The 5,547-nt window shown below is 58.0% G+C and carries 9 protein-coding genes; 4 read left to right on the top strand and 5 right to left on the bottom strand.

Features of this window, described 5'->3' with window-relative positions; translation table 11 throughout:
- Window positions 1-344: 344 nt before the first annotated feature.
- On the top strand, window positions 345-491 hold the full coding sequence (locus EOE18_RS18560) for a hypothetical protein (RefSeq protein ID WP_164852817.1): 147 nt from the start codon (window positions 345-347) through the stop codon (window positions 489-491).
- Window positions 492-513: 22 nt separating this feature from the next.
- Here the strand turns inward: EOE18_RS18560 and EOE18_RS18055 are convergent, their stop codons facing one another.
- Together EOE18_RS18055 and EOE18_RS18050 are read right to left on the bottom strand one after the other, a co-directional pair.
- Complete coding sequence (locus EOE18_RS18055) at window positions 514-903, bottom strand: type II toxin-antitoxin system death-on-curing family toxin (RefSeq protein ID WP_127712134.1); 390 nt, start codon at window positions 901-903, stop codon at window positions 514-516.
- 1 nt (window position 904) lies between these two features.
- A complete protein-coding gene (locus tag EOE18_RS18050) occupies window positions 905-1,132 on the bottom strand; it encodes an AbrB/MazE/SpoVT family DNA-binding domain-containing protein (RefSeq protein WP_127712132.1) in 228 nt (75 codons plus the stop codon).
- Between the two features lie 79 nt (window positions 1,133-1,211).
- Between EOE18_RS18050 and EOE18_RS18045 the strand changes: the two genes are divergently transcribed.
- Window positions 1,212-1,844 (top strand): tyrosine-type recombinase/integrase, encoded by a 633-nt coding sequence (locus EOE18_RS18045; RefSeq protein ID WP_127712130.1) that lies wholly within the window; start codon window positions 1,212-1,214, stop codon window positions 1,842-1,844.
- Between the two features lie 214 nt (window positions 1,845-2,058).
- Here EOE18_RS18045 and EOE18_RS18040 read toward each other — a convergent pair whose 3' ends face one another.
- Together EOE18_RS18040 and EOE18_RS18035 are read right to left on the bottom strand one after the other, a co-directional pair.
- Window positions 2,059-2,709 carry an NAD(P)-dependent oxidoreductase gene (locus EOE18_RS18040; RefSeq protein ID WP_127712128.1) on the bottom strand — a complete coding sequence of 217 codons (651 nt, stop codon included), beginning with the start codon at window positions 2,707-2,709 and terminating at the stop codon, window positions 2,059-2,061.
- Between the two features lie 78 nt (window positions 2,710-2,787).
- On the bottom strand, window positions 2,788-3,897 hold the full coding sequence (locus tag EOE18_RS18035) for an alkene reductase (RefSeq protein WP_127712126.1): 1,110 nt from the start codon (window positions 3,895-3,897) through the stop codon (window positions 2,788-2,790).
- A 214-nt stretch (window positions 3,898-4,111) separates the two neighbouring features.
- On the opposite strand from EOE18_RS18035, the gene EOE18_RS18030 reads away from it, so the two are divergent.
- Together EOE18_RS18030 and EOE18_RS18025 are read left to right on the top strand one after the other, a co-directional pair.
- On the top strand, window positions 4,112-4,729 hold the full coding sequence (locus EOE18_RS18030) for a TetR/AcrR family transcriptional regulator (RefSeq protein ID WP_127712136.1): 618 nt from the start codon (window positions 4,112-4,114) through the stop codon (window positions 4,727-4,729).
- 21 nt (window positions 4,730-4,750) lie between these two features.
- Window positions 4,751-5,203 carry a nuclear transport factor 2 family protein gene (locus tag EOE18_RS18025; RefSeq protein ID WP_127712124.1) on the top strand — a complete coding sequence of 151 codons (453 nt, stop codon included), beginning with the start codon at window positions 4,751-4,753 and terminating at the stop codon, window positions 5,201-5,203.
- Window positions 5,204-5,356: 153 nt separating this feature from the next.
- Here EOE18_RS18025 and EOE18_RS18715 read toward each other — a convergent pair.
- The coding region (locus tag EOE18_RS18715) for a hypothetical protein (protein ID WP_220446051.1) at window positions 5,357-5,547 on the bottom strand (191 nt) is incomplete at its 5' end.

Raw genomic sequence — 5,547 nt, 5'->3', positions numbered from 1 at the left:
GCCCGCTGGTCAGCGCGATCCGAACCGCCTCTCGCTTAAAATCTTCACTATGCTTCATCATCTCGTCGGTCTCCTGTTGCGAGCATAAAACGCTCAGGTGACCGGCACAAATCCGTTACAAGTCCATCGTGGCCGGTGATCCAGAGCGGTATCAACGCGCGCCTCCACGCCGCCGAGGCTCGAACTCAGATGTTAGAGGAATAGGATCGCTAGCGCGAGGCGATTGCCGAGCCGGAAATACCTCTCGCCGAAATGCAACGCATTGTTGGAGAGATGATGGACCGGAAATATCGACAGGTTCTCGACGAGCCAGTGCTGCCCTAGGTAACAAGACGCCACGCCAGATGACCAAGGCCAAAGCGGGGCGCGCCAAGGTGGTGGAATTGCTCAAATACATTGAGAACATGACCGCCAAATCGGGCAACGACCAGATGGCGGATTACAGTTTCGCCCGGATGTGGGATGAAATCACAGTTGCCAACTTGCGTTGAAAGAAGCAACTCGGGGGCAAGTTCACACTTCCCTTGCCCTGAACCACTCTGCCACTTCGACTTCGGTCAGCGTACCGCTGGCTAGCGCCAAAACCATGTGAATGGCCTCTTCCGGCGCGAAGCTGATGCGCACATTGTTCAGCGTCAGGAAAAGGCGCGCCAGCACCCATGCGGTGCGCTTGTTGCCATCCGTGAAGGGGTGATTGCGCGCCACACCATAAGCATATGCCGCCGCCAAAACGCACAGATCGGCCCCACCATAGGCCCATTGGTTGCGTGGACGGCCCAAGGCTGACTCTAGGGCAGATGCATCGCGCACGCCAATCGGTCCGCCATGCTCGGCCAGTTGGCGGTCGTGGATGGCGAGCGCAAGTTCGGCCTCGATCCAGACAGGTTCAGCAATCTGCACCATATTACTTGGCCAGCACGCGCAGAATGTCCCTGTCCTCGCGCATGATCTGTTCGGCCAGCGCCATCTTGGCCTCGAAGGAAGGATCAGCCGCCGTAATCCGGATGCCATCGGGCGTTTCGGAGATATACAGCGTGTCACCCACCCCAGCGCGCAGCTTGGCGAGCAATTCCTTGGGCAGGACAACACCGGCAGAATTGCCGATTTTGGTGATCTTGAGGCTGGCGTTCATACGCTAGTTATAACATGGAGCGCAAAATTCTCAAGAGGCGTATCCTGTCACCGGCCATTATGGCCGCAGGAGAAGCACAATGGGACATTCAGATCTTGACCCCGCCGTGCATGAACGGCGCCCTTGGAACGCTGGGCAGAATGTAGGGCCGAAGCGCCCACTTAGGCCGCGGGACATTTGGGCTATCCGATTCTATCTCGACGAACACCGGCGCCTTCGTGATCGCGCCCTGTTCGACCTTGCAATCGACAGCAAGTTGCGCGGGTGCGACCTTGTCAAGCTGCGTATCGGAGATTTGGTTAGCGGCGGCACCATCCGCAACCGGGCCACCGTCATCCAGCAAAAGACTGGCCGCCCGGTTCAGTTCGAAATTATGACCGAGGCGCGCAAAAGCCTGTTGGCATGGTTGGAGCGGCGGAAGGGCTCTTTGAATGACTTCGTTTTCCCCAGTCGGGTGGATTACATGGGCCATATCAGCACCCGGCAATATGCCCGCCTGCTCGATGAGTGGGTATCGACCGTGGGCCTCGACAAGAGTCAGTATGGCACGCATTCGATGCGCCGAACCAAGGCCGCGCTCATCTACAAAGCAACGGGAAATCTCCGGGCGATCCAGATCCTGCTGGGGCATACCAACATCGAGCATACGGTCCGCTATCTCGGCGTCGACGTAGATGATGCCCTGACGCTGTCGGAAAGAACGGAACTTTGACCCAAGTGCCGGCCCATCGGGCGATTGGTGGGCCGGTATTTCTGGCATGAACGAACGGGCGGTTTCGATGCCCCAGTTTGGGGCCTTGAACGTCGCCTTTGAAGGCGATCCCCACGCGACGCAGAGGCGGCAGCACGCGACCAGATCACGACGTTCACTCTTTCGTTGTAAACGTCGTAATCTGCTGAGAGCGGCCGTTCTCGCTTGGCGAGGTTCAGTAACCGATCGTGAAGCGCGCCCGTTCATGCGTGGGCTTTTCAAGCTCATCTACCAACGCCACTGCATAATCCTCGAAGGAAACCCAGCTCTTGCCGTTTTCGTCGAAGATGGCAGCATCGCCGCCAAGGCGGAACTTGCTGGTGCGAACGCCTGGCTCAATCAACATAGGCGGGCTGAAGTAAGTCCAGTTGATGCCGGATTCCCGAAGTGTTGCGAAAGCCTTCATGTGTGACTTCGCGATGGGGAACAGGATTTCGGGCCAGCGACCGGAGTCCAGTACCTTCACTCCCGGCGAAAATTCAAGCGACCCGGCGCCCCCTACAAAGACCAACCGGGGAACGCCAGCCTTGCGCACCGCTTCGACAAATCGCCCCGCCATGGTGGCGAGGATGTCGGTATAGGCTTCATCGGAGAAGAAGCGCTTGTCGTCCTTGGGCGGGCCATAGGCGCTGACAACGGCATCAGCCCCGGCTATGATTTCCGCAATTCGATCCGCGCTGCTGAGGTCGTCTTGCACGGCCGTGATGCTGGGCGGCAGCTTTTCCGGGCTGCGCGCAACCGCGACGACTTCATGCCCTCGACTGATGAGTTCGCTCAAAATTGTGCGCCCAGCCTGACCAGTCGCAGCCAAAACAACAACTTTCATGTTCAATGCTCCTTGTTCATTTGAGAATTCAGCGTTGCCGCGCCAGAGAGACGCCCAGCATCGCCAGCGCGTATGCGTTCAATCAGCGGACCTGACAGTTTCCAGTGCCGGATAATCGACGTAGCCAGCCCCGCCGCCGCCATAGAAAGTTGACCGGTCATAATCATTGAGGGGCGCGTTCAACCTGAACCTTTCAGGCAGATCGGGATTGGCGATGAACTGGCGGCCGAAAGCCACCGCGTCGGCGCGACCATCGCGGATAGCGTCCTGTGCGGTTGCCCGCGTGAAGCCCCCTGCAACGATCAAAGGCTTGGGCCAGAGCGCCCGAAGCTCAGCGGTCGATTGGGGCGTTTGGATCTCCATTGACGCGGCAGACCGAGCCTCGATCAAGCTGAGATAGGCGATATCCAGCTTGTTCAGTTCACTCAGAACATAGGTGTAAAGCTTGATCGGATCACTGTCGCCGACATCGTTGTAGGTGCCAAAGGGCGACAGGCGCACGCCAACACGATCCGCGCCGAACACATCGATTACTGCCTGCGTGACTTCAAGCAACAGGCGCGCCCGGTTCTCAATCGAACCGCCATAAATGTCGGTCCGCTTGTTCGAGTGATCGTGCAGGAATTGTTCGAGCAGGTAGCCATTTGCCCCATGCACCTCCACGCCGTCGAAACCGGCGGCCATGGCGTTGCGTGCGCCTTGGCGGAAGGTTTCCACGATGCCGGGGATCTCGTCCAGTTCCAGCGCCCGTGGCGTCTCATAGGGAACCGACTTCCATTCGGGGGTCAATGCCTGAAGCCCTGTGATGGGAATCGCCGAGGGCGCCACGGGAAGCAAGCCGCCTGGCTGAAAGCTTGAGTGCGACGAGCGCCCGACATGCCAGATTTGCAGAAAGATGGTGCCGCCCTTGGCATGAACGGCGTTTGTGACCTTCTTCCATGCCTCGACCTGTTCAGGCGAGTGGATGCCAGGCGTCCCGGGATAGCCCTTGCCATAGGGCGTGGCCTGCGTGGCCTCGGCCACCTGAAAACCGCCCGGCGTGGCGCGCTCTCCGTAATATTCCGGAGCGAGCGGATGAGGAACGCCCTGTGGGTCAGCGCGCATCCGCGTGAGGGGCGGCATAACCACACGATGGGCCAGTTCATACCGGCCAAGGCGAAGAGGGGAGAAAAGTGAAAGTGAAGTCATCTGTCAGATCCTTTGCAGGGGAGCAACGGCGATGGCGTCCGGCAGGCGACTCAGCGGCGGCTCCTGATTTACAAAATGACCGGTCGTCTTATATTAGTCAAGCGCCCAATCGGGGCATAGGCTCACCCGTGTTGGGACCATCGCTGCTTGACAAAAGCGCGCCACGCACGATTTCAAGATGACCGGTCATTTTAACGTCAAGGTGAGTCGACAAATGGGCGCAGAAGCCAAAGAGGTCCGTCGCGGCCCGAAACCCAATCCGAACACGCGGGATAATCTCATCCGCGTCGGGGTGCGCATGCTCCATGAAGGCGGCTATACCGCGACCGGCATCAAGGACATTGTCGATGCGGCACAGGTGCCCAAGGGCTCCTTCTACAACCACTTCGACAGCAAGGAGGCGTTCGGCAAGGAGGTTGTCGATTTCTATTTCGGCACTGGCCTTGTTGAGCTGCGGGCGCTTCTGGAAAATGACGCCATTGCGCCGCTCCAGCGTCTGCGCACCTATTTTGTCGAGCGAACCCGAGTTTTCCAAGAAACCGGCTATTTGCGTGGATGCATGATGGGCAATCTAAGCCTCGAGATCGCAGACCACAGCGAGTCTATCCGCGACAGCCTTGCAGCCCACTTCCAGACGTGGAGTGGTTTGTTCGAGGCCTGCATTGCTCAGGCGCAGGAAGCAGGCGCCATTACCAATCGCCAGCCCGCCCAACTTTTAGCTCAATTCCTTCTGAACAGTTGGGAAGGCGCGCTGTTGCGGATGCGCGCGGAGAAAAGCGACGCGCCGCTCCGGGAGTTTTCCGAGGTCGTCTTCGGATCGCTTCTAGTTTGACCCTGAGGGAGGAAATTCACCATGTCTACGTTCAAAAATCTCGCCATCGTGGCAGCAATGATGTTCTTCGCCCCAATGGCCCATGCCACAGAACCCGACCAGCTTGAACGCAACAAGTCACTGGTGACGGCCTTCTACGAGAAGGCGCTCAATGAAAAGGACATCGATGGCGCCATTACGATGATGGGCCCCACCTATAAACAGCACAATGCGCGGATTCCCGATGGCAAGGATGGTTTCCGGCAGTTCTTCAGTGCCTTCAAGCAACGTTACCCACAATCGCACAGCCAGATCGTGCGAGTGATCGCTGAAGGCGATCTCGTCGTTCTTCATGTCCACATGGTGATCGAACCAGGCACGCGCGGCACTGCCGTCATGGACATTTTTCGCGTCGAGAACGGCAAACTTGTGGAACATTGGGACGTGTTGCAGCCGATCCCCGAGGATATTCCGCACTCAAACACGATGTTTTAAAATCGCTCTTTTGCGTTTTGGGGCCTCTTGCCAACTTATCCATCTGTCACCGATATTTGGCCTGATGAGCCAACGATAGCTTGGGGCGCACTAAAAGTCAGATACACCTTTTCAGTTCGCCCACAGGCGACGCCGTAGGTGAGAGGGCACACGTCATTTGATGAAGGGCCGGTTTCGGCATAGTCGGTCACCTCGAGTAGTGACGACGATTGGCAGGAATGTCCCAAGCCGCGTCATTGCGCAATTCAAAACTTTGGTTGTCTCATCATTGGCTATGCATGCGCGGTGCTGCAATTTTGCTGCTTGCTTGGCGCAGGAAGCGCGGACGCCGATAAGCATAACTG

Source organism: Novosphingobium umbonatum, from assembly GCF_004005905.1.
Lineage (GTDB): Bacteria > Pseudomonadota > Alphaproteobacteria > Sphingomonadales > Sphingomonadaceae > Novosphingobium > Novosphingobium umbonatum.
The sequence above is the reverse complement of the archived record's forward strand: the minus strand, read 5'-3'. Positions and strand labels throughout refer to the sequence as shown.